This is a genomic window from Parafrankia soli, from assembly GCF_001854695.1.
In the GTDB taxonomy this organism is placed as follows: domain Bacteria; phylum Actinomycetota; class Actinomycetes; order Frankiales; family Frankiaceae; genus Parafrankia; species Parafrankia soli.
Window position 1 is genome coordinate 57,083 of the sequence record NZ_MAXA01000235.1, and the last position, 23,934, is coordinate 81,016.

A 23,934-nucleotide genomic window follows, 5' to 3' on the forward strand; every position below is an offset into this window, starting at 1 on the left:
CGGCCGGGCGGGGAGAATCGGAGGGTGACCGGCGACCGGAACACCGGGTCCCGCCCGGACGGCGGCGGGCCCGCCGACCTGGCCGGGCGCATCCGGGTGATCCTGGAACGCTATGGCGGGATCATCGGCCGGCCGGTCCGGCGCGGGCTCGACACCGCCCAGCTCCCCGCCGACCAGGCGGCCACGCTGCGGTCGCTGGCGGCCTCGCTCACCGCCGGGCCGGACGGTACCGCCGGGCCAGGCGGCACCGGCGGCGGCCCGGCGGGGGCGGATCGCTTCGTCTACGTGATCGAGGTGGAGTTCCAGGGCGGGCGGGTGGAGCGGACGTTCCACGAGCCGGTGCCCGAAGGGGTCAGACCCCTGCTGACGTTGCTGTCACGCGCGCCGCGGCTGCCCGCTCGGCCCGGACCACCACCGCCATCGTCTCCAGCAGGTGGTTCTCCGCGTCGATGAGCGCGGCGCTCGACGGCTCGTGGCTCCTGGTCACCGAGATGCCGACGGCGATCGGCACCGTCGACTCCCGGGCCCAGGAGCGGCGGACCTCGTCGACCATCGCCTCGGCCCGTTCCCGCCCGCCGGTCGGGACGGCCACCGCGAACCGGCTGTCCGACCAGCGGGCGAGATACGCGGACTCGTCGCAGACGGCCCGCAGGAGCTCGGCGAACCGACAGGTCAACCTGTCCCGGCCCGCCTGGACGTCGAACAGGCACACCGCGGCGCCCGGCGACAGCCCCTGCAAGGTGGAGAGGAAGGCCGCCCGGCCGGTCAGCCCGGCCGGGCCGTCCGGGTGGTGCTCCCGAGCCGAGGCGGCCCGCAGCCGGCCGAGGCCGTGCCCCACCTGCCCGGCCAGCAGCGCCATCGCACGGTACAGCGACGGGTCGATCGCGGCCACCGGGGCCGGCCAGCGGGCGCACATGACGCCGAGCGCACCGCCCTCCCCCGGGATCGGGACGAGAAACGCGGAGGCCACACCACTGGCGCGGACGATGTCCAGGTTGAAGCCGGGGAAGGTCGGCGCGTCCGGGACGAACAGCGGGCTCTGTGTCCGCAGGACCTCACCGATGACCGTCTCGTCGTTCGAGCTGAACCGCTGCCCCGGCTTGATGAGGGAGGTGGCCCCGGGCGCGAGGGAAGCCCCGACGGAGCTGTAGACCGTCGAGCCGGGCGTGTCGGACATCAGGACGGTGACGACGTCGCCGCCCAGCATGTGCCGCGCGGCGTCACTGACCAGGGACGCGGCCGCCGGGAGATCATCCGGGTAACAGAGCTGGTCCAGCGCCCGGGCGGTGTCGGTGACCACGGCGAGCAGCGCGGCCTCCCGGCGGACGTCCATCATGACCGCGGCGTGCTGGGCGAGGCTCTCCATGGCCTCACGCTGGCCCGGGGTGAGCCGCCGCGGGATCCGGTCGCTGATCGTGATCGCGCCGACGGCGTGACCGTCGGAGGTCCGTATCGGGACGGCGGCGATGAAGCGCCCCGGCCGGCCGGGGAACGCCCTCGCCCCGTGGGCGAACCGGGTGTCGAGCATCGCGTCGGGAACCTCCACCAGCTCCCCCGCCGCGACGGCGTGGGAGGCCACCCCTACCCGGGCCGGCACGTCCTTCAACTCGTGGCCGTGGCGGCCCAGGTAGATCTCCGTGTCGGTGCCGATCAGGAGCACCGATCCCAGGTTGCAGCCGGTCATCGCGGCCGCGAGCGCCGCCACGTCGTCCAACGGATAGGTCCGCGGCCGGAACGCGATGTCGTAGCGCCGGGTCGCGGCGACCCGCGCCGCCTCGTCCTCGACCTGTGGGGCCAGAACGCCGAACCGCCGCGTCTGCGACACCGTGAAGGAGCCCCCTCCGGGACTGACGATCGGCCCGGGTCTCTCCGCCGCGGACTCCTCAGCCGACCCCAATCCGGAGTCACCAACCGGCACAGCACTGCCAACCGGCACAGCACCACCAACCGGCACAGCACCACCGGCGGCTGCGGAGCCGTCGGCGGGGCCGGGGCGCTCGGCGGGCGCGACTCGCTCCACCAGCAGGTCCTCGAGATGCGACGGCGGGCGCGGGCGCGAGACCGCGTCGCCCTGCAGGATGTCGCAGCCGAGCTCGGTCATCATCCGCAGCGTCCGGTCGTCCTCGACGCCCTCGCCGACGACCCGCAGGCCGAGCCGGTGGCCGAGGTCCAGCACCGAACGCACGATCGCCGCGTCCAGCAGGCTGCCGCGGACGTCCGCGACGAACCCGCGGTCGATCTTGACCTCGTCGAACGGCAGCGCCTTGAGGATCTCCATCGAGCTGTAACCGGTGCCGAAGTCGTCCAGGGCGAGCTTGACCCCCTTGCTGCGCAGCTCCCGGAGCATGGCGGCGGCCCGGCCGGGCTGGGTCACCAGGGCGCTCTCGGTGATCTCGAGGGTCAGCACGTCCGGGGGGAGCTGGTGGCGGGCCAGGCTTCCGGTCACCAGGCTGGGCAGGTCGTCCAGGACGAGCATGCGGGCGGAGATGTTCACCGAGACGGGCACGTGCAGCCCACGGGCGGCCCACGCGGCGCACTGCCGCAGCGCCTCGTCCAGCACCCACCTCGTGACGTCGACGATGAGCGCCGAGCGCTCCGCCATCGGCAGGAACGCGCCGGGCGGCAACAGCCCGCGGGTCGGATGGCTCCAGCGCACGAGAGCCTCGACGCCGACGATCCGCCCGGTCGCCGCCGCCTGGAGCGGCTGGTAGAAGACGATGAGCTCGTCCCTGGAGATGGCCGCGCGCAGCTCCGCGTACAGCGCGATCTCCCAGGAGCGCACGCCCGCGATGCCCGCGTCCCACAGCCCGACCCGCTCGCCCTCGCGCTTGGCCCGGGACAGCGCCGCGTCCGCGCAGGGCAGCAACGACCCGATCGTCTCCCCGTCGCGCGGGGCGACCGCCAGCCCGGCGCTCGCCTCGACCTCGACCTCGACGCCGTGCACGGTGAACGGCCCCTCGATCTGGCTCAGCACCGACCGGCCGAGCTCGCGCAGGTCGCTCTCCCGACTCGCCGACGTCGACACGGACCCGCCCCGGTGCGGGCCGCCGTGTGCGGACCCGCCGCGGTCCGGATCTCCGCGGCTGGCATCACCACCGCCCAGCTCGTCGTCGTCACGGCGGTCCGCGCCGGGCGGGCCGGGGATGACGAGCGCGAACTCGTCGCTGCCGAGCCGGCCGACGAAGGACGGCCGCGGCGTCACCGCGGGAAGAGCGCGGGCCAGCTGGCGCAGCAGCTCGTCACCGGCCTCGTGCCCCAGCGCGTCGTTGACCTCCCGGAACCGGTTGATGTCGAGCAGGAGCAGGACCGCCTCGCGGTCCTTCTTGACCGCCCGCGCGATCGCCGGGTCCGCGGCACGGGTCAGCCCGCTGCGTGCCACCAGGGACGTCAGCGGATCGGAGTAGGCATGCTCCCCGCGCCACTGGAACAGCACGTACATCACCAGGCAGCCGCCGGCCGAGCTGACGGCCGCCGCGATCAGCAGCGCCGGCGAGCCGGCGAGAGCGGAGTTGACCGACGCCGCCAGCAGCAGCGTCAGGGCCACCCAGGCCGCCATGGCCAGGCTCCAGCCGAGCCTGAGCACACCGCAGTAGCTGGCGATCCAGGGGAACCACAGCAGAAACAGCTGGCTTTCCTCCCCGGGTATGGCGTCCGCGGCCGCGACTCCCATCCCGGCCGCCATCGAGGCGGCGGCGAGCGCGGCCAGCCACGGCCACCGCTCGTGGGCGGTGACGAGCCGCTGGATGAGGGCCAGGTTGACCAGCGCGATGGCCAGTGCGATCCACGTCCCGGCACGCAGCCGCCCCGGGGATCCGGGGACGGTCAGGACCAACAGGAAGAACCCCACCATCCCGACGGTGAGGACCACTAGCAGGCGGCGACGGTCGACCACTACGGGACCGCTGGTCACGACCCGTCCCCCTCTCCCTGGCCGCGGCAGGTCCCCGGCGCTGGGCGCTGACCGGCGCCGTTGTGGCGGCCAGTGGCCGACGGGGCCCGGGCGCGCCGGACCCCCGCGCGGACGACAGAGACCTGACGTATTCAGAACATAACCAAAAACCGAATGAATCTAACGTCCGCGACGACGCTTTACCAACCACATTTCGGACAGGCAGCGTGAATTCCGGATGATTCAACGCCGACGACGATGACCACGGCTGGGATTGTCGACTCCATCGCCGGAAAGGCGGAAAAGAGGCGGAAACCAGGGAAGCCAGGCTCCGGTCGCCGGTGTCAGTGACCGGCTTCGTCCCAGGTCCGGCCGGCGCCGACGCTCACCTCGAGCGGCACGGACATCTCGTACGCGCTACCCATCTCGGCTCGGACCAGCGCCTCGACCTCAGCCCGCTCGCCGGGGGCGATCTCCAGGACGAGTTCGTCGTGCACCTGCAGCAGCAGCCTGGAGCTCAGGTCACGCGAGCGCAGCGCCCGACCCACGCCCAACATCGCGATCTTGATGATGTCGGCCGCCGATCCCTGGATGGGGGCGTTCAGCGCCATCCGCTCGGCCATCTGCCGGCGCTGGGTGTTGTCGCTGGTCAGATCGGGCAGGTAACGGCGGCGGCCCATGATGGTCTCGGTGTAACCATCACGGCGGGCCTGGTCGACGACCCCGCGCAGAAAGTCCCGGACGCCACCGAAACGGGCGAAATAGGCGTCCATCTGCTCGCGTGCCTCATCGGGGGCGATTCCGAGTTGGCCGGCGAGCCCGAAGGCGGACAGGCCGTAGGCCAGCCCGTAGGACATCGCCTTGATACGCCGGCGCAGCTCGGGATCGACCTCGGAGACCGGCAGCCCGAACGCCTGCGCGGCCACGAAGGAATGGAGGTCCTCGCCCGACGCGAACGCCTCGATGAGGCCGGCATCACCGGACAGGTGCGCCATCAGCCGCATCTCGATCTGCGAGTAGTCGGCCGTCAGCAGTGTCTCGTACCCCTGGCCGACCACGAACGCCTGCCGGATCTGCCGGCCCTGCGGGGTGCGGATCGGGATGTTCTGCAGGTTCGGGTCGGTGGACGACAGCCGGCCGGTCGCCGCGATCATCTGGTTGAACGTGGTGTGGATCCGGCCGGCGTCGTCGATCATCGGGATGAGTGAGTCGACGACGGTCTTGAGCCGGGCGACGTCGCGGTGGTGCAGCAGCACGGGGATCAGCGGGTGGTCGGACTGGGTGGCCAGCCACGCCAGCGCGTCGGCGTCGGTCGTGTAGCCGGTCTTGATGCGCTTGGTCTTCGGGAGCGCGAGCTCGTCGAACAGGATCTGCTGGAGCTGCTTGGGCGAGCCGAGGTTGAAGGCGCGCCCGACGATGCCGTGCGCCTGTGCGGCGACGTCGGACACCTCACCGCCGTAGTGCTTCTGCAGCTCGAGGAGGTGATCCTCGTCGGCCGCGATGCCCGCGCGCTCCATCGTCGCCAGGACGGTCACCAGCGGGAGTTCCATCTCCCGCAGCAGGCGGGCCGCGGACCTGCGCTCCAGGTCGCCGTCGAGGGCGTCGGCCAGCTCGAGCGCGGCCCGGGCGCGGATCGCGTCGGCCTCCGCCTCGTCGGCCTCGCCGGAGCCGTCGAGGGTGAGCTGGCCGTTGCTCGGGGCGTCCGACTTCAGCTCGCGGTGCAGGTAGCGCAGGGCCAGGTCGGCGAGGTCGAAGGAGCGCTGGCCGGGCAGCGCCAGGTAGGCCGCGAGCGCGGTGTCGCTGGTGACACCGGCCAGGGTGAAACCGGCCTCGGCCAGCGCCAGCATCGGGCCCTTGAGGTCGTGGCCGGCCTTCGCCCTGTCCGGGTCCGCCAGCCAGTTGCCGAGGGCCGCGGAGTCGCCGGCGGTGAGCTGGGTCGGGTCGATCCAGGCGGCGGCGCCGTCGGCGGCGGCGAGGGCCACCGAGACGATCACCCCGGTGCCCCGGCCCCAGGTGCCGCGCAGGTGCAGGCCCGTGCGGCCGGCGCCGGAGGCGTGCTCGGCGAGCCACGAGGCGAGTTCGTCCGGCCCGAGCATGCTCAGCTCGATCTCGAAGCCCTCGTCGGCGGCCGGCGGCGCCACCGACAGCGCCGCGTACAGCCGCTCCCGCAGCACCCGGAACTGCAGCGTGTCGAAGAGCTGGTGGACGGCCTCGCGATCCCAGGGGTGCAGGCGCAGGTCTGCCGGCGTCAGCTCCAGCGGCACCTCACGGGCCAGCTCGGTCAGCGAACGGTTACGGATGACGTTGGACAGGTGCTCCCGCAGCGACGCGCCGGTCTTGCCACCGATCTCGTCGGCCCGGTCGACCAGCTCGGCCAGCGAGCCGAACTGCTGGATCCACTTGGTGGCCGTCTTCTCCCCCACCCCGGGCACCGAGGGCAGGTTGTCGGACGGGTCGCCGCGCAGCGCGGCGAAGTCGGGGTACTGCACCGGGGACAGGCCGTACTTGGCCTGCACCTCGTCGGGGGTGAAACGCGTCATGTCGCTGATGCCCTTGCGGGTCATCAGCACCGTCACCCGCTCGTTCACCAGCTGCAGCGCGTCGCGGTCGCCGGTCACGACCAGGACGTCCATCCCCTCCGCGGACGCCTGGGTGGCGAGGGTGGCGATCACGTCGTCGGCCTCATAGCCGGCGGCGCTCACCCCTGGCACCGCCAGCGCGTCGCAGACCTGGTGGATCAGCGCGACCTGGCCGACGAAGTCCGCCGGCGTCTCCGAGCGACCGGCCTTGTACTCGGCGTACTGCGTGTGCCGGAACGTCGGGGTCGGCAGATCCCACGCGACGGCGACATGCGTGGGCTTCTCGTCGCGCAGGACGTTGATCAGCATCGAGGTGAAGCCGTAGACGGCGTTCGTCGGCTGGCCGGTGCTGGTCGAGAAGTTCTCCACCGGGAGCGCGAAGAAGGCGCGGTAGGCCAGCGAGTGCCCGTCGAGCAGCARCAGCCGGGGACGGTCCGCGGACGCCGACGCACGGCTGGCCGCCGACGAGCTGCTGGACGGGGACGAGGTAGTCGCAGGCACGCGGCGAGTCTAGGCCGTGGGTACGACAGGTCCGCGCATGTCCGGCGGAGGGCCAGGAGGAGATACAACCGGGACGCGCCACGAGCCCTACGCCGAGCTGTTCGTGGTGGTCGCGGTCTGTGGGAGTTCCGAGGTTCCGCGGAACTCCATGATCGGAGGAATTGAACTAATGTGCTCGACGTGTCCAGAACGGCGACGAGTACGGACGATCAGATCAACATGCTCAATGAGCTCAACGAGCACCGCGGCGAGCTCGGCGAACGCCTGGGGATCGTGCTGACGGAGGCGAGCGCGCAGCGCGTGGTCGCCACGATGCCGGTCGCCGGCAACCGCCAGCCCTACGGCCTGCTGCACGGCGGTGCCTCGGTGGCGCTCGCGGAGACCGTCGGCTCGGTCGCCTCGATGCTCTCGGCCGGGGCCGACCGGGTCGCCGTCGGGATCGAGATCAACGCCACCCACCACCGCGCGGTCACCGACGGCGTCGTGACGGCGGTCGCGACTCAGGTGCACGGGGGGTCGACGCTGGCCACCTACGACATCCGGGTCGCTGACGAGGCCGGCCGGGCGGTGTGCACCTGCCGGCTGACCTGCATGCTGCGCGACCGCCCACCGGCCGGCGGGAAGGTCCCGGCGCCGGGATCGGGCGACGCGGACCGCAAGCCGTGACCGGTACGCGGTGAACGGCGCGCGCAGCCGCCCTGCTACCGTCGACTGCAGGTGGACGCCCGGGGCGGACGAGTAGAAAACGCCGGGCACGGGGAAGGTTCGGACGGCACCAAAGTCCACCCCGGGCATTCGCCAAAGCGCCGGCCACAGGCCCCGCGAGCCACATCCCCGGCACCGGTGCCACTTCGGTGCCACGGCGTCGGAATCTAGGGTGCCACGGCGTCGGAATCGCTCGGGCTGCCCAGGTAGGCGTCGCGCACCCGGGGGTCGCGGGCCAGCTCGTCAGCACTGCCCGCGAGTGCCACCTGGCCGGTGTCCAGGACGTAGCCCCGGTGCGCGATCCGCAGCGCCGCCGCCGCGTTCTGCTCCACCAGCAGGACGGTCACCCCGTCCGCGTTGATCTCCTCGATCACTTCGAAGATCGTCGCGACCAGTTTCGGGGCCAGCCCGAGAGAGGGCTCGTCCAGCAGGACCAGCCGGGGCCGGGCCATCAGCGCCCGCCCGATCGCCAGCATCTGCTGCTCCCCGCCGGAGAGCGTGCCCGCGGGCTGGCGGTCCCGCTCGGCGAGGCGTGGGAACAGCGCGTGCACGCGGTCGAGGCCACGGCGGACGTCCCGGCGGGCTTCCCGGCGGGCTTCCCGGCCGGCACGGCTCCAGGCCCGGCGGCGGTCGGTGTAGGCGCCCATCGCGAGGTYCTCGGCCACCGTCATCGCCGGGAAGATCCGCCGTCCCTCGGGCACATGGCTGATGCCGAGCGCGGCTACCCGGTGCACCGGCAGCCCCGGCGAGTCCCGCGTGCCGTCGGACCAGGCACCGGCGCCGCAGTGCCCACTGGTACCGCAGTTCCCACTGGTACCGCTGTGCCCACTGGTACCGCTGTGCCCGCTGGTACCGCCGCCGGTGCCAGTGCCGCCGAGCCCGGTGCCGCTGCCGGTGCCAGCCAGGCGGGCGCCGTCGAACCAGACCGAGCCGCGAGCGGGCGGGAGGAGTCCGGAGATCATCCGCAGGGTGGTGGTCTTCCCGGCTCCGTTCGCGCCGAGCAGGGCCACCACCTCGCCCGGGTCCACCCGCAGCGAGATCCCCCGCAGCGCGGTTACGGCTCCGTAGGCCACCTCGGCGTCGCGCACGTCCAACAGCGGTCGCTCGGGAACGGTCAGGTCGACCAACGTCCCGGCCGGAATCGTGCTCCTGAACGCCGAGACGCTCCCGGCCTGCGGTGCACTCCCGACCTGTGAGGCACTCCCGGTCGGCGGCGTGCTGTCGACCGGCGAGATGTTCTCCAGCGGCGCGATGTTCTCGAGTGGCGATCCGTCGAGGGGGTTCCCCTCCGGTGTCACGGCCCGTCCCGCCTCTCGTCCGGTTCGCCGAGGTAGGCCTCGACGACGGCGGGGTCGGCCCGAACCTCGTCGGGACGTCCCGCGGCGATCACCCGGCCGAAGTTGAGCACGACGATCGCGCGGGCGACCGCGGCCACCAGCCGGATGTCGTGCTCGATGAGAAGCACCGAGATCCCCCGCCCCGCGATGGCGTGGATGAGCGTGACGAGGTCCGTGCGCTCCGCGGCGGTGGCACCCGCGGCCGGCTCGTCGAGCAGAAGCAGCGAGGGGGACGTTCCGAGCGCGCGGGCGATCTCCAGCCGTCGCTGCTCCCCGTAGGCCAGGGCGGCCGCCGGCCGCTCGGCACGGTGGCCCAGCCCGACGAAGTCCAGCAGCTCATGGCAGCGGTCGAGGGTCTCCCGTTCCTCCCGCCGCACGGCCCTGGTCGGCAGCAGCCCGCGCAGCGCCCCCGGCCGGGCCCGCACCTCGACGCCGACCTGCACGTTCTCCACCGCCGACATCTCGGGAAACAGGCGGATGTTCTGGAACGTCCGGGCCACGCCGAGCCGCGCGACCCGGTGCGGGGACCGCCCGACCAGCTCGACGCCGTCATCCGCGGGCCAGAAGCGCGCGCTGCCCCGCTGCGGCCGGTAGGCACCGGTCAGGCAGTTGAACAGGGACGTCTTCCCGGCCCCGTTCGGGCCGATGACGGCCAGCACGCTTCCCCGGTCCTGGCGCAGCGAGACGCCGTCCAGGCTGGTCAGCCCACCGAAGCGCAGGGTGACGTCGCGGACGTCCAGGACCGGCCCGAGGGTCGTCGACGGCCGCGGGCCGGGGATGGGCCGGCCGGTCACCGCGCCGCCTCGGTCGACGCTGCGGGCCCGGCTGGTCCCGGGGCTCCGGCGCGCTCGGTGGGAACCGCCGGGCGCTCCGGGGCGGCGGCCGGGCCGGGGCTGGCGGGTGCCCGCGGGCCCCGCGGCGGCAGCAGGCCCTGCGGACGGAAGATCATCATCAGGATCACCACTGCGCCGAAGTAGATGTAGCGGTCCGCGGGCGGGACCGTGTCACGCAGGAGGAAGGCCGTCCCCTGCAGGACCAGCGCCCCGAGCACCACGCCGAGCCGCGAGCCCATACCACCGAAGATCACGATGGTCAGCACGAGGAGGGAGGACTGCAGGCCGAACGTCTGCGGGTTGAAGAACTGCTTGGTCGCCAGGACCACGCCGGCGAAGCCCGACACGGACGCGCCGACGGCGAAGGCCAGCAGCTTCATCCGCATCGTCGCCACGCCCGTGGCCTCGGCGGCCACCTCGTCCTGGCGGATCGCCGTCCAGGCCCGGCCGGTCCGGGAGCGCTCCCACCGGCCGAAGACCACCATGACGAGCACGATCAGGACGACGAGGAGGTAGTAGTAGGGCAACGGCCTCAGGCCCCAGGAGTAGTGCACACCCGGCAGGTCGACCGACAGCGGCGGCAGGCCGAACACGCCGCGCGGGCCGCCGGTGACGCCGTCGGCGTTGTTCGCGAGCAACTGGACGATCTCGCCGAACCCGAGGGTGACGATGGCCAGGTAGTCCCCGCGCAGGCGCAGCGTGGGGCCGCCCAGGACGACACCCGCGACGGCCGCCACGACCAGTGCGACGGGTAGCGCGAAGAACGGGTTGACCTGCCAGGGCGCGTGCCAGGGCATCGCGTCCGCGGACGTCACGTAGGCCGTGGTGTAGGCGCCGATCGCGAAGAAGGCGATGTAGCCGAGATCGAGCAGTCCGGCGTAGCCGACGACGACGTTCAGGCCGAGGGCGAGCAGGGCGTAGATCCCGATCTCGCTCACCAGCGCCTGCTGGGCCGCCGTGGACAGCAGCGGCGGGACCGCCACGGCGACGGCGAGCAGCGCCAGGTTGCCCGCCGGCGCCGACCACCGGCCCCGGCGGAATGCCGCCCAACGGCCCCGGCGGAACGACGCCCACGCGGCACCGGCCGGCGTCACCCACGCCCCGCCGCCCAGCGCGGCCAGGCGACCGCCGCCCAGCGCGGCGCCGTGGCCGGCGGACCGGAGCCGGGTCGTCAGCCGGTCGGCACCGATCGACAGCGCCCACAGCGCGAGTCCCCCGGCAGCGAACCCGGCCGCCCGCGCGGGCGTGAACGAGCCTTCGATCCCCGCCAGTGGGCGGTCGGCGTCCCCGGACGGGCCCGTCACCACCGCGGCGATCACGGCCAGGAACAGGCAGGCACCCAGCCGCCGGGCCGCCGGCGACCTGGCCACGACCGGCCAGGGCACACCCCCCGGCCGGGCCGCCCCCGGCCGGGCCATCCGCGACCGCAGTTCTCGCAGCTGGGCCCGCCGCGACTGGGCCTTCCGTGCCCGGACGGAATGCGACCGGACCGCGGGCGACCGCCGCGGCGCGGGCCGGCGGAGCTTCACGCCGGCCGCCCCAGCCTGGTCCCGAGCAGACCGGACGGGCGCACCAGCAGCACCAGCACCAGCACCGTGAAGGCGATGACGTTCTTGTAGGAGGCGTCGAACAGGTAGCCGCCGAAGCTCTCGACCAGGCCGAGCAGCAGCCCGCCGAGGACCGCGCCGCGCACGTTGCCGATCCCGCCAAGCACCGCCGCGGTGAAGGCCTTGATCCCCGGGACGAACCCCATCGTGTACGAGGCGTTGAAGGTCATCGCGTAGAGGAACCCGCCCGCGCCGGCCAGCAGCCCGCCGAGCACGAATGTCACGACGATGACCTTCTGGACGTCCACGCCCATCAGGCCGGCGCACTCGGCGTCCTGGGCCACCGCGCGCACGGACTGCCCCAGCCGGGTTCCGGCCACGAGGTGGTCTACGGCGAGCAGCATCGCCAGCGCCGTGCAGGCGATGACCAGCGACTGCGTGGAGATCTCCGCGCCGAGCACCGTCACCACGGTCCCGTTGGTGAACAGGTCGGGCACCGGGATGCTCTGCCGGCCGAACTCCTTGCCGGCCAGGTTGAAGGCGAACAGCGAGGCCCCGATCGCGCTGATCAGGTAGGCGAGCCGGGGCGCGCCGCGACGGCGCAGCGGCCGGTAGGCGCAGCGTTCCAGCGCGTACGCGGCCGCGGCGCCGGCCAGCGCGCCTGCCACCAGCCCGAACAGCACCAGCCCAGCCGACGTGAGACCGGACGGGGTGGCGCCCGCCGGGACCAGCGCCCGGCTGGCGAAGAGCCCGCCGAACGCGCCGAGCATGAACACCTCGCTGTGCGCGAAGTTGATCAGCTGCAGAACCCCGTAGACGAGCGTGTACCCCAGGGCGATCACCGCGTAGAGCGCGCCCACCATGAGACCGTCGATCGTGAGCTGGCTGATCTGCTCAGCCGAGCCCATGCCCCACCCGCCGGGAAGGTGCTCGCCGGCCGGTCACGGCTTGACGAGCGAGCTGACCGGCCCGAGCACCACGCGCTGGCCGTCCTTCACCTGGTACACGTAGACGGTTGAGCCCTGGACGTCACCGTTGCGCTCGAAGCGGATCCGCTTGGTCACCCCGGGGAAGTCGACCGAGCCGAAGTCGGCGAGCACCGACTCGCGGCTGGCGCCGGTCCCGAGCTTGCGCAGCACCGAGATGATGGCGTTGGTGGCGTCGTAGGCCTCGCCGGAGTACGTGCCCGGCTTCAGGCCGCTGTTGACCTTCTTGTACTCGCTGACGAAGCCGGTGGCGGCCGGGTCGGTGTTGGCGTCCGAGCAGGGGCAGGTGATGAGCGTGCCCTCGGCGTTCGCCGCGCCGGCCTGGCGGATGTACTGGTCGTCGTTCGAGCCGTCGCCGCTGAGGATCGCCCCGTCGTACCCCTTGCTGCGCAGCGCCTTCGTGAGGAGCGCGAAGTCGGAGTAGTACCCGGAGTAGTAGACGGCGTCGGCGCCGTCCGCCATGATCTTCGTCGCCTGGGAGGTGTAGTCCTTCGTCGGGTTGATCCCGTCGTGGGTGTAGGCGACGCCCGCCTGCTTCAGGCCGCGCTCGACGGCGCCGGAGAGGCCGGTGCCGTACTCGCTGCGGTCGTCCAGCGAGTAGACGCGCTTGGCCTTCACGACCTTGGCGAGGTACTCGGCGGCGCCGGCGCCCTGCACGGTGTCCGGCGCGATCACCCGGTAGAAGCTGGTGAACCCGAGGTCGGTGAGCGCCGGGGCGGTCGCCGACGGGCTGACCGACAGCAGGCCTGTCTGGCTGTACAGCGGCTCGCTGGCCTTCGTCGGCGCGGAGAACACCGGGCCGACGACCGCGACGACGTCCGGGTTGTCGATGAGCTTCTGGGCGGCGGTCGGCCCCTGCTCGGGCACGCCCTGGTCGTCGGAGGCGACGATCCGCAGGGTGAACGGCAGGCCGCCGGTGCGGTTGGCCAGGTCGACGGCGGTCAGCACGCCGTTGTAGGCGTTGATGCCGAGCTGCTGGTTCTCCCCGGACAGCGGCCCCTGGAAGCCGATGAGGAACTCCTTGGTACCGGCCTCGTTCGAGTCACCACCGCCGCAGGCGGTCAACGCCGCGCCGACCATCGCCAGGCCCGCGACCACCCCGGCGACCGGCCGCAGGACCCCGGCCCGTCTGGTCCTGGGTCGAGGGGTGCGTGGGCTGCCCGTCATGCCACGTCCTTCCGCTGCTTTCCACCGGCGCGCGGGCGCGCTCCGCGCAGCGGAAACCTAGCGGCTCCACCCGAGCGATGAAAGCTGAAAGTAAGAGTGTCGTGACTTCACGTGGTACTAGACGTGCTTTGACACCCAGACGTCGCGGGAAGCAATCAGGGCGAGTCGACCTGCAACGGGACGAAGTTTCCACCGAGCACCGAGTACAGCACCACACGCGGATCGATGACGTCGCCCTTCGTGTCGAAGGCGACCTGGCCGGTGACTCCGGCGAAGTCCCCGGCACCGACCGCGCGGACCAGCGCCTGGCGGGTCGCCATGTCCACCTCCGTCCGGCCGGGCAGGACCGCCGCCGCCGCCCGGATCAGCGCCCGCGCGGCGTCGTAGGCGTAGGCCGCCACCGGCGGGATCGCCGCCTCCCGCAGATCCGCCAGGGCGGCGTCCCGGGCGCGGCGCACCTCCAGCTCACGCTCCGAGGGGCTCGCCGTACCGGCCTCGCTCGCGCCGGATCCGCTCGCGCCCGCCTCGTCGGCCGCGGACGCGGAACCGGACGTGTGGCTCGGGTCCACGGACGCGGACGTGGCCGTGGCCGTGGCATGACCCGGAGCGCCGGAAGCCGTCGGCGCCGGCTCTGGTTCCGGCTCCGGCTCCGGCTCAATGGACGTCCCGTCGGGCAGGAGCCCGTCCGCGCCCACCGTTGGCCCGCCGAACCGCTCCGAGTAGGCCGCCACGAACGCCCCGGCCGCCGGGAGGCGTGACAGCGGCACCGACAGGTCCGCGACGACGTCACCGTCCGCCGCGGAGTCCGAGCGCTCCACGTAGTCGCGGTCGAGCAGGCCGTCCGCGCCCATCACCTGGACGGCCACCCCCTCGTCCGCGAGCGCTCCACGCAGCTCGCCGGCGAAGCCGGCACCCGTCGCCAGGTACACCAGATCGGGCGCCTCGTCCTGGATGGCCTTCGCCGTCTCGCGGACCTGCTCGCCGGCGGTCGACGCACCGTCGACCCGGTGCACCGTCGGCACGGTCGCCCCCGCGGCCCGCGCGTGCCGGGCGAACCGCTCCGCGAGCGTGATCGTGCCGTAGTCCGGGCCGCCGTCGACGGCACTGATCCGCGAGCGCCCCAGCGTGTTCACGGCATAGTCGGCCGTCACCTGGGCGAGCAGTTCGTCGGTGCCGCTGAGCCGGAAGTACGTGGGATACGGGCGGGTGTTCGACGCGCTCTCCGGCGCCGTCAGCGTCGGCTCCGCGTTGGACGGCGAGATCACCGGGATGCCCACGCTGCTCAGCCTGTCCAGGGACACCATCGCCACGCTGGAGCTGAGCGGGCCGACGACCCCGATCACCCGGCTGTCGTCGGCGAACAGATCCGCCCCGGCCGCGCCGCCGTCGGGGCGGGCGAGGTCGTCGTGGGCGGCCACCTCGAGCTTCCAGCCCGGGACGGCCCCCTGCCGGTTGGCCTCCTCGACCGCGAGGGTGACCGCGTCGCGCACACTCACGCCCGCGTCGGCCGAGCCCCCCGACAGGGGCGCCATCACGCCGATCGTGGCGACCTTCGTCGCCGATGCTCCAGAACCAGCACCGTCCAGCACCGCGGCGAGCCCCAGGCCGAGCCCGGTGGGGACAGCGAGCACCAGCACCAGCACCGCGGCGAGAACGACCCGCCCCCGGGTGTCACGCGCCGACCTGCGGGCCCAGTGGTCCAGCCGGCGCGCGGCGGACGGCACCGCCCGCGACACCGGACGCACCCACCCGGCGAGTGTCACCCCGGCAGCCGGCCGCGCCGGCTCCGAGCCCGCCGCGGGCGCTGAACCGCCTGCTGGATTCCGGCCCGCCGCGGGCTCCGGGCCCGAATCCGGATCGGTGACCTGGGCGGGACCCGTTGCCGGCTCCGGGCCGGTAGCCGCGTCCGAACCGGTGGCCCGCTCCGGCCTGGTGGCCGGGTCCGGGTCCGGGCCCGGGCCCGGGTCGCGCGGGCTCACGAGCTGGGCAGCGCCTCACCGGAGAGCACAGCCTCCGCGACGGCGCGCATCGTCCGGCGCTGGTTCATCGACGTCCGCTGGATCCAGCGGAACGCGTCCGGCTCGGTCATCCCGTGCTCGGTCTGCAGTACGCCCTTCGCCCGCTCAATGATCTTGCGAGCCTCCAGGCGCCCCTGCAGATCCTCGACCTCGGCCTCGAGGCTGACGATCTCGGTGAACCGGCTCATCGCCATCTCGATGGTCGGGAGCAGGTCCTTCTTCTGGAACGGCTTGACCACGTACGCCATGGCCCCCGCCTCGCGCGCCCGCTCCACGAGCTCGCGCTGACTGAACGCGGTGAGGATGACCACCGGGGCGATGCGCTCCTTGGCGATCCGCGCGCCCGCGTCGATGCCGTCCATCTTCGGCATCTTGACGTCCAGGATCACGAGGTCGGGGCGCAGCTTCCCCGCGAGGGCCACAGCGGTCTCGCCGTCCCCCGCCTCACCGACGACCTCGTAGCCCTCTTCCTGGAGCATCTCCCTGAGGTCCAGCCGGATCAACGCTTCGTCCTCAGCGATCAACACCCGACGCGGCGTCGAGGAAGGCTGGCTCATCGAGTTGAACTCCTGGATTGTGCGGTCGTCACGTTCGGGTGGCTGACGCGGGCTGCGACCGGCCGGCCCGTAATCTGACCGGGCCGGGAGGTCGAATCGCACCCTACCCGGCTAGAGTCGTCCACGAGAGGTTCCGCATCGGTTCTCCCCGCGCGGACCAGGCAGGCCCCGGTACTCCAACGGCAGAGAGACGGTGYTCAAACCACCGACAGTGTGGGTTCGAATCCCACCCGGGGTACCACAAGATCATTGCGTACACCATTCCCATCCTCGGGAATCCCTGGTGACCACGGACTTTCCACGCCGTCATCGCACATACGTTCGAACACCTCCGAAGGCCGCACGCCGGCCCGAGCCCCAGGGCCGACAGACCGCTCGCCCGAGGTATCCAGCACTTCCTCGGCCACCACATTGCCGGACGCCTCGCTCCGCAACGCGGCAATCACCTCCACCGCCGACCTCCGCCAGCAACGCCGCGAACAGCTCGGCCCGTGTCGCCCGTTCCACGCCGCCGTCACCACCGACGAACAACTTCACGAAGAACCCTTGGTTGATCAACCGCCGTACCGCCGGTGGCACCACCGGATCGGGACGTTCGACCTCGTCGGCGCGATCGGGGCCGCGGTCGGCGCTCTCGTGGTGTTCGTCGGGTCGATACTGATCCTCGGCGACCTCAGCCTCGGCCTCGGCCTTTGAGGCCCGTCAGGCCCGCGACGGCGACGGCCGTTCGAGACTGCGGTGGAAGTCGTAGCTGACCCCGGTGAGCCGCTCGGACTCCACCCACAGCCGGTGCTGCAGGTGGGTGTCGCGCGAGCGGGCACTGGAGCGCACGGCGACGGGCAGGCCCGTGCTGTGGAAGAGGCCCGCCGGCCCGTAGTAGTCACCGGCGCGCGCCGCCGGGTCGAGGGCGGCTCGGACGGTGGCGAGCGCGCCGATCTCCGGGTCCTGGACCAGCCACGACATCAGCGGCGCCAGGCGCAGGCCCATGAACACCCGCGCCGGGGGCATGAGGTTGCGGGTGAGCCCGGTCCGGGCGATTCCCGGGTGCGCGGCCACCGCGATCGTCGACGCGCCGGTGGCCGCGAGCCGGCGCTGTAACTCGAAGGTGAACATCAGGTTCGCCAGCTTGGATGTCGGATACGGCAGGCGCTGCCGGGGCAGCCGCCGACCCATGCCCGGCATGCCCGGCATGCCCGGCGAGCGCCGCAGCCGCTGGTGGGCCGGGCGCCCGCTGTCCCTGGCGGCGCTGTCCCTGGCGGCGCTGTCACGCTCCCCGCGCGCGGGTGCACGCTGCCCGGACGGCGACGCTGAGAGCGGCTCGGACGGCGACCCGGCGCGCTGGTCGGGCACGACCACCGGTCGGATGTCCCCCGGTCGGTCAGCGCGTGGCGGGAGGCGGCGCAGCTGCTCGAGGTCGAGGCGGCCGACCAGGTGGGCGAGGCTGCTGACCGTGACGATCCGCGAGTGCGGAGTCGCCAGGATGCGGTCGAGCAGCAGGCCCGTCAGCGCGAAGTGCCCCAGGTGGTTGACCCCGAACGTCGGCTCGATGCCGTCGCAGCCAAGCCCGTCGCCGCTCGGGCCGGGTGGGGGCAGCATCACCCCGGCGTTGTTGACGAGCAGGTCAAGCCGCGGGTGGGCGGCCCGGATCCGTTCGGCGGCCGCGCGCACGGAGGTCATCGAGATCAGGTCGAGCGGCTCGACGTGGACGTCCGCCCGCGGCGCGGCGGCTCGGATGCGTGCCGCGGCCTGCTCGGCCCGGGCCGGCTCGCGGCAGGCCAGGATGACGGTCGCGCCGCGCTCGGCGAGCACCTTCGCCGCCTCGAAGCCGATGCCGCTGTTCGCACCGGTGACGACGGCGGTCCGTCCCCGCTGGTCCGGCACGTCGGCCAGGCTCCAGCCCGCGTCCCGGGCGCCGGGCCGCATCAGCGCGGCTCGAGCAGGACGAGCGGGATCACCCGCTTCGACTTGGCCTGATAGCTCTCGTACCAGCGGCTGTCCGCCACCACGCGGGGCCACAGCCGCTCCCGTTCCGGCGGTGTCGCCACCCGCGCGCGCATCGGCCGCCACGACCCGCCCCTGACCCGGACCTCGACGTCCGCGGTGGCGCAGATGTTCAGGTACCAGTCGGGATGTCGGTCGTCGCCGGCCCGCGACGCCACCAGGACGATGGCGTCGCCATCCCGCAGCGGGGAGGTGAGCATGACGGTGTGTGCCCGGCCGCTGCGCCGCCCGGTCGTGGTGAGCTCCAGGACGGGCATGCCGCCGGCCCGCCATCCGAGCCGGCCGCGGGTCAGTCTCATCAGGCGCCTGTGCGTGGCGTTCAAGGTCTTCAGACTGCGGTCGCTCACCATGGCTTCGCCCCGATCCCCTGCTGCTCCGCCGCGTGCCGACCCGTCCCGAGGCCGGCCCGCGGATCGCGACGCGGGCACCGGCGCCACCCGGCGCCGGTACGTGGGCGGGCCACCGCCATGCCGGTCCGGCGACGGCCGGACGGCGTCCCGCGGAGCAAGACTACGGGTGTGCGCCGGCCCCGCCCTGGTCAGGTCACCGACACCCGGTGACGGCCGCGGAGCGTCTGGACCCGGCGACGGCCCGGCGACGGCCCGGCCCGGCGAGGTGCGGCGAAGCAGGTGAGGGCCGGCAGCCGGGCGACCGACGGCACCGCGGCCATGGACACCTCGACCGGGTGACCCAGCGATGTCACCCACAGCGATGACTACTCTGCGAAGCAGTGGGAAGACAGTGCGTGCCCATCGTTACCACCGGCATGGCCTCGACCCAGACCTCGACCGAGACCCTCGAGCACCGACCGCCGCCGCGCGCCAGCACTCGCGGTGGTGGTCTCCCACGCCCGTCCACCCAGTGGTCCGGTCCCAGCCGGGGCCGCGGAGGGGGAACCCATGAGTTGGTCACGAACGTCCCGCAGATGCGCCTCACGCGCGTTGGTCCTGAGCACCGCGCTGGCGGCGGCTCTGGCGACACCGGCGCTGCTCGCGCCGGGCGCCGAGGCCCTGCCGACCGGTACGCCCACGACCGGTACGCCCAGTCCCACAAGCCCGGCCAGCACGTCCCCACAGCCGTCCGCGGGCGCGGCCGCCGCCTGCCCGCCGCTGCCCCACATCGCCGGCCCGCTGCGCACCTGGGAGACCGCCGCCGACCTTCCGGCGCCGCGCGCCCATGTCGCGGCCACCACGGGATGCGACGGCCGGATCTACCTCCTCGGCGGCGAGGCGATCACCGCGGGCGGTGGTGGGGTCGGCGGGGGCGTGCCCGCGACGCCGACCGCGACGCCGACCGCGACGCCGACCGCGACGCCGACCGCGACGCCGACCGCCACGCCGACCGCCACGCCGACCGCCACGCCGACCTCGCCGGCCGGCGGCGGCACGCCGACCGCCACGCCGACCGGCGCGACGGGCGGCGGGACGACCGGCGGTGCGACTGTGGCCGGCGCCCCGGTTGACACCGTCCAGGTCTACGACCCGAAGCGGGACGCCTGGTCGAACGCCCCGGCCCTGCCGACCGCGCGCGACCACCTGGCCGCCGCGACCGACACCGACGGCCGGATCTACGCGATCGGCGGCCAGACCGGCGGCGGCACCCCGACCGACACCGTCGAGGTGTACACGCCGTCGAGCGGTGACTGGACGGAGGGCCCGTCGCTGCCGCGCCCGATGGGCACGCCGAGCGCCACCCGCGGCACCGACGGGAAGATCTACGTCCTCGACGCGACGACCCTGGCGGTCTACGACCCCGACTCCGGTGACTGGACGACGGGCGGTGCGCCGCCGTCCGGTGCCGGTGCACCGGTGCTGGTCGGCCTGCCGGACGGGCGGATTCTCGCCGCGGGCGGCAGCGACGGCAGCTCCGCGTCGTCCGACGCCTACGCCTACACGCCGGGCTCGGGTTCGGCGGACGGCTCCTGGGCGAAGGTGGCCGACCTGCCGACGGGTGTCTCCGAGGCCGCGGGCGCGACCGGGCCGGACGGCCGGGTCTACGTCGTCGGCGGGCGGGACAGCGACGGCGACACCGTCGGCTCCACCCAGGTGTTCACCCCGGACGGCGACCGCTGGTCCGCGGGTGCGAGCAGCGCCCTCACCGCGCGCTCCGGCCACGGCGCGGCCACCGGTGGCGACGGCCGCGTCTACGTGGCGGGCGGGACGTCCGGTTCCGGTGCCCCGCTCGACTCGGCCGCGGCCCTGGGCGAGTAGCGACCGCGCCAACCAGGCGTCACGTGACGTGACGTCGATCTGATCAGCACCAGCCGTCGGCGCTGTTCCCCGTGGATCTCCACGGGGAACAGCGCCGACGCGTGCGCGCGAAGCCGTTCCCGGGACAGCGGCGGGCCGGACCTGGTAACAGCCGTTCAAGAGCGGACAAACACCGGCCTGCCGGCCGGACCGGATGAGCGGAGGCCCGATGTGCTTCTCACCCGAGGCGGACGTGGCGGCGGCGGCGATCATCGGAGCGGTGGGGGTGGACGCCCTGCGCCACGTCCCCAAGCGCGCCGCCTGGCCGATGGCGGCACTCCCCGTGCTGTTCGCGGCGCACACGCTGACGGAGGCGTTCGTCTGGTGGGGCGTGCGCGGTGAGCTCGGTGGCACCGAGACGAACGCGGCGGCGCTGACGGCGGCGACCGCGGTGTACCTCGCGTTCGCGTTCGTGATCCTTCCCTTGTACGTCCCGGTGGCGGTGCTGGCGCTGGAGCGGGTGCCCGCCCGCCGCCGCGCCGGGGCGGCGGCGCTCGCGGCGGGCGCGGTGTGCGCCGGCTGGCTGGCGTTCGCGCTGGTCACCGGCCCGGTCCGGGCCCACGCCGACGAACGCCACATCACCTACACGGTGCACCTGTGGATGGGCTCGGTGCCGATCGCGCTCTACCTGGTGAGCACCTGCGGGGTGCTGCTGCTCTCCGGGCGGCCGTTCCTGCGCTGGTTCGGCGCGGCGAACCTGCTCGCGGTCGCCGTCCTCGCCTGGGTCTCGACCGAGGCGGTGACCTCGCTGTGGTGCGCGTGGGCGGCGGTGACCAGCGTCGCGATCGCCGCCCACCTGCGCGGGCGGACCCCGGCGGGCGCTCCGGCCAGCGTCCCCCGGCCCGGTCACCAGATGGCGCCGCGTCATCCGGACGGGTGAACCCGCCACGCCGTTGGCGGCACGAAACGTGACATTCTTGGGCAGACATGGCAGGCCGCGAGCGCCGGCCGAGGTCTACCGATGGGACGACGTGACGACAGAGCATGGCGCCGACCGGCATGTGGGCCCGTCACCCGCCACCGGCGCCGTCCGCGTGGACGTCGTCTACCACACCGGCGTCGGCCGGCGGATCGCGAACGGGGCCCGGCTGGTCGGGAGCTGGGACGAGCACGGGCTGCAGGCGGGGAGCTGGTCGTCCACGCCGATGGAGGAGTTCACCGCCGAGGACGGCTGCGCCGCCTACCGGGCCACCGTCACGGTGGACGCGAGCGTCTCCCGGACCTTCGACTGGGGCGTCTGGCTGACCCGTCCCGACGGCTCGCAGGTGTGGGGGATCCCCGCCGAGGTCCCGGATCCCGGGGCGACGGAGCAGGTCCGGCGGTTCGAGGTCGGCCCGGGGTGCGGGCCGGTGGTGCGCGCGGAGTTCCGCCTGGCCGCCCACCGGCACAACGGCGCCCGGCGCGTCCTGCCCGTCGGCTCGAGAGACCTGGGCAGCCCGGTCAGCACGGTCAGCACGGGCGGCGGCTCAGGCGGCCCCAGCGGCCACAGCGGCTCAGGCGCCGCCGTCAGCTCGGACGCCCGGGAACGGATCCGGTTCCGGGTCTGGGCGCCGCACGCGCTCGCCGTCGAGGTGGYCTTCGCCGGGCCCGGCGGCTACATCGCCGACGACGGCCACGGTGAGGACGAGCTGATCACCAGGCTGCCGATGCGCCAGGTCGGCGGCGGCTGGTGGGAGGCGGCCGCACCCGGCTTCGCCGACTGGGTCGGACGGCGCTACCTCTACCGCGTCACCCGCGACGACGGGTCCGTCGCCTGGCGCTCGGACATGTACTCGGCGCAGCAGTGCGGCACCGGGGACGTCGACCCCTGCGGCGCCCACCACGACGGCCCGGCCGAGGACCTTGACGGCTCGGTGAGCTGCTCGGTCGTCGTCGACACCCGGGACGACGAGCGGTTCTGGGCCGACGAGTTCGACCCGGCCCGACCCGTCCCCCGGCGGGTCGAGGACCTGGTCATCTACGAGCTGCACGTGGGCGCGCTGGGCTTCGGGCACACCGGGGCCGGCACGTTCGCCGACGCGCTCGCGTTCGTCGACCACCTCATCGACCTCGGGGTGAACGCCGTCGAGCTGCTGCCCATGTTCGAGTTCGCCGGGACGAGGTCCTGGGGTTACGGCAGCTCGCACTTCCTGGCGGTGAAGCAGAGCGCGGGCGGGCGGGCGGCGCTGCGCCGGTTCGTGCGGGCCTGCCACCAGCGGGGCGTGGCCGTCCTGATGGACGTCGTCTACAACCACTACACGCCGAACGCGCAGCGTTCCGCCTGGCAGTACGACAGCACCGCGCCGAGCCGCAACATCTACTACTGGTACGAGGGCGCCGAGGACGACCACCCGCACCCGGACGGCGGATACCTCGACAACGTCTCCTCGGGCTGGGCGCCGCGCTACTCCGACGAGAACGTACGTGCGCTGTTCGTCGCGAGCGCGGTGGCGCTGCTCGACGAGTTCCACATCGACGGGCTGCGGGTGGACCAGACGACGTCCATCCACGCCTACAACAGCCTGCACGCCGACGGGCGGCCCGTTGCGGCGGCGAACATCGCCGGCCGCAAGTTCCTGCGGGAGCTGTGCCAGACGCTGCGCCTGGTGGACCCGGACGTGATCCTCATCGCCGAGGACCACTCCGGCTGGGCGGAGGTCACCCGCCCCGCCGAGTCCGGCGGGCTCGGCTTCGACGCCCACTGGTACGTCGACTTCTACCACCACCTCGTCGGCGACAAGGGCGAGGGACCGGAGTACGCCAAGCTGCTGCACACCGCGGGGCGCGACCCCGCCGGCCCGCTGGCCATGAGCCTGTTCGCCAAGGCGTTCACCGCCGCCGCGGACCACACGGTCGTCTACACCGAAAGCCACGACGAGGCCGGCAACTCCGAGCACTCGGCCCGCAACATCCTCGTCGCCGTCGACCACGCGCCGCTGCACGGCGACACGGCCTGGTTCGCGTTCGCGCGGCTGCGCTGCGCCGCGGCGCTGACCCTGCTTTCGCCCGGCACGCCGATGTTCCTCATGGGCGACGAGGTGGGAGCCCGGCGGGCCTACACCCACGACGGGTTCGCCGAGGCCAAGGAGGACCTCGCCGGGCTGCGCGCGGGCGAGGGCGCCGAGCTGTTCGCCTGCTATCGGGCGCTCGTCACGCTGCGGCTGGGCAGCCCGGCGCTGCGCTCGCGCACGGTCGAACTGGTCGGCGCCGACGACACCGCGCGGGTGCTGGCGTTCCGCCGCTGGGACCGCGGCGAGGAGATCCTGGTCGTGGTCAGCCTGAACAACGATCCGCTGCCCAGGTTCGGGCTGTCGCATCCGTCGCTGGCCGGCCGGCGGTGGAAGCCGGTGCTGGACACCGACGCGCCACGGTTCGGCGGACGGGCGGGCGGCTCGCGCCGGTCGCTGTCCCCACGGGGCGACAGCGTGCGGGTCGATCTGCCGGCCGCCGGTGCCGTGGTGTTCCGCCGCCGCCGGCGCGGCGCCGGCCTGACCGACGGGCCGTCGGACGTCCCGGCCCGCCCCCGCCGCCTGCGCCTGCGCCTGCCCGGCGTGCGCCGACGAGGCGGGCGCTGACGAGGCAAGCT

Annotated in this window: 18 protein-coding genes and 1 tRNA gene; 7 read left to right on the plus strand and 12 right to left on the minus strand. The window is 73.5% G+C overall.

The features are described from left to right. The first annotated feature begins 24 nt into the window (after window positions 1-24). Window positions 25-453: a protealysin inhibitor emfourin gene (locus BBK14_RS35830; protein WP_071065532.1), complete on the plus strand. Its 429-nt coding sequence runs from the start codon at window positions 25-27 to the stop codon at window positions 451-453. On the opposite strand, the gene BBK14_RS24080 is transcribed toward BBK14_RS35830, so the two are convergent. Next, window positions 353-3,910 carry an EAL domain-containing protein gene (locus tag BBK14_RS24080; protein ID WP_071065533.1) on the minus strand — a complete coding sequence of 1,186 codons (3,558 nt, stop codon included), beginning with the start codon at window positions 3,908-3,910 and terminating at the stop codon, window positions 353-355. The two genes, BBK14_RS35830 and BBK14_RS24080, sit on opposite strands and share 101 nt — an antisense overlap. Before the next feature lie 323 nt (window positions 3,911-4,233). Beyond that, a complete protein-coding gene (gene polA / locus BBK14_RS24085) occupies window positions 4,234-6,969 on the minus strand; it encodes a DNA polymerase I (RefSeq protein WP_071065534.1) in 2,736 nt (911 codons plus the stop codon). A 171-nt stretch (window positions 6,970-7,140) separates the two neighbouring features. Between polA and BBK14_RS24090 the strand changes: the two genes are divergently transcribed. Continuing rightward, a complete protein-coding gene (locus BBK14_RS24090; RefSeq protein ID WP_083391209.1) occupies window positions 7,141-7,635 on the plus strand; it encodes a PaaI family thioesterase in 495 nt (164 codons plus the stop codon). 206 nt (window positions 7,636-7,841) lie between these two features. On the opposite strand, the gene BBK14_RS24095 is transcribed toward BBK14_RS24090, so the two are convergent. The 7 genes from BBK14_RS24095 to BBK14_RS24125 all read right to left on the minus strand — a co-directional run bounded on the left by BBK14_RS24095 (window position 7,842) and on the right by BBK14_RS24125 (window position 16,119). Then, a complete protein-coding gene (locus tag BBK14_RS24095; protein WP_071065535.1) occupies window positions 7,842-8,972 on the minus strand; it encodes an ABC transporter ATP-binding protein in 1,131 nt (376 codons plus the stop codon). Next, window positions 8,969-9,805, minus strand: coding sequence for an ABC transporter ATP-binding protein (locus BBK14_RS24100; RefSeq protein WP_071065536.1), 837 nt, complete (start codon window positions 9,803-9,805; stop codon window positions 8,969-8,971). The genes BBK14_RS24095 and BBK14_RS24100 overlap by 4 nt, the downstream gene beginning before the upstream one ends. Continuing rightward, the gene (locus tag BBK14_RS24105; RefSeq protein WP_071065644.1) at window positions 9,802-11,262 is read right to left on the minus strand and encodes a branched-chain amino acid ABC transporter permease; all 1,461 of its coding nucleotides are present in this window, start codon (window positions 11,260-11,262) and stop codon (window positions 9,802-9,804) included. The genes BBK14_RS24100 and BBK14_RS24105 overlap by 4 nt, the downstream gene beginning before the upstream one ends. Before the next feature lie 107 nt (window positions 11,263-11,369). Continuing rightward, on the minus strand, window positions 11,370-12,299 hold the full coding sequence (locus BBK14_RS24110) for a branched-chain amino acid ABC transporter permease (protein ID WP_071065537.1): 930 nt from the start codon (window positions 12,297-12,299) through the stop codon (window positions 11,370-11,372). Window positions 12,300-12,332: 33 nt separating this feature from the next. Beyond that, entirely contained in the window at window positions 12,333-13,544 is a 1,212-nt protein-coding gene (locus tag BBK14_RS24115; RefSeq protein ID WP_020459641.1) for a branched-chain amino acid ABC transporter substrate-binding protein, read from the minus strand. A 155-nt stretch (window positions 13,545-13,699) separates the two neighbouring features. After that, window positions 13,700-15,523, minus strand: a complete 1,824-nt coding sequence (locus BBK14_RS24120; RefSeq protein ID WP_241831805.1) for a branched-chain amino acid ABC transporter substrate-binding protein — start codon at window positions 15,521-15,523, stop codon at window positions 13,700-13,702. Next, window positions 15,520-16,119, minus strand: a complete 600-nt coding sequence (locus tag BBK14_RS24125; protein WP_020459639.1) for an ANTAR domain-containing response regulator — start codon at window positions 16,117-16,119, stop codon at window positions 15,520-15,522. The genes BBK14_RS24120 and BBK14_RS24125 overlap by 4 nt, the downstream gene beginning before the upstream one ends. Window positions 16,120-16,284: 165 nt before the next feature. On the opposite strand from BBK14_RS24125, the gene BBK14_RS24130 reads away from it, so the two are divergent. Then, window positions 16,285-16,360 (plus strand) — tRNA-Leu (locus tag BBK14_RS24130). Window positions 16,361-16,665: 305 nt separating this feature from the next. Beyond that, a complete protein-coding gene (locus tag BBK14_RS38475) occupies window positions 16,666-16,815 on the plus strand; it encodes a hypothetical protein (protein WP_157904326.1) in 150 nt (49 codons plus the stop codon). Window positions 16,816-16,821: 6 nt separating this feature from the next. Here BBK14_RS38475 and BBK14_RS24140 read toward each other — a convergent pair whose 3' ends face one another. The 3 genes from BBK14_RS24140 to BBK14_RS41405 all read right to left on the minus strand — a co-directional run bounded on the left by BBK14_RS24140 (window position 16,822) and on the right by BBK14_RS41405 (window position 18,790). Beyond that, window positions 16,822-18,042: an SDR family NAD(P)-dependent oxidoreductase gene (locus tag BBK14_RS24140; RefSeq protein WP_071065539.1), complete on the minus strand. Its 1,221-nt coding sequence runs from the start codon at window positions 18,040-18,042 to the stop codon at window positions 16,822-16,824. Next, window positions 18,042-18,419 (minus strand): nitroreductase/quinone reductase family protein, encoded by a 378-nt coding sequence (locus BBK14_RS24145; RefSeq protein WP_083391226.1) that lies wholly within the window; start codon window positions 18,417-18,419, stop codon window positions 18,042-18,044. Before BBK14_RS24145 ends, BBK14_RS24140 begins: the two co-directional genes overlap by 1 nt. Before the next feature lie 239 nt (window positions 18,420-18,658). Then, the gene (locus BBK14_RS41405; protein WP_255565716.1) at window positions 18,659-18,790 is read right to left on the minus strand and encodes a hypothetical protein; all 132 of its coding nucleotides are present in this window, start codon (window positions 18,788-18,790) and stop codon (window positions 18,659-18,661) included. Between the two features lie 229 nt (window positions 18,791-19,019). On the opposite strand from BBK14_RS41405, the gene BBK14_RS24150 reads away from it, so the two are divergent. The 3 genes from BBK14_RS24150 to BBK14_RS24160 all read left to right on the plus strand — a co-directional run bounded on the left by BBK14_RS24150 (window position 19,020) and on the right by BBK14_RS24160 (window position 23,923). Next, window positions 19,020-20,330, plus strand: coding sequence for a Kelch repeat-containing protein (locus tag BBK14_RS24150; protein ID WP_071065541.1), 1,311 nt, complete (start codon window positions 19,020-19,022; stop codon window positions 20,328-20,330). Window positions 20,331-20,538: 208 nt separating this feature from the next. Then, window positions 20,539-21,249 carry a DUF6629 family protein gene (locus BBK14_RS24155; protein ID WP_071065542.1) on the plus strand — a complete coding sequence of 237 codons (711 nt, stop codon included), beginning with the start codon at window positions 20,539-20,541 and terminating at the stop codon, window positions 21,247-21,249. A 91-nt stretch (window positions 21,250-21,340) separates the two neighbouring features. Further along, window positions 21,341-23,923, plus strand: a complete 2,583-nt coding sequence (locus tag BBK14_RS24160; protein WP_241831806.1) for an alpha-amylase family glycosyl hydrolase — start codon at window positions 21,341-21,343, stop codon at window positions 23,921-23,923. Window positions 23,924-23,934 lie beyond the last annotated feature (11 nt).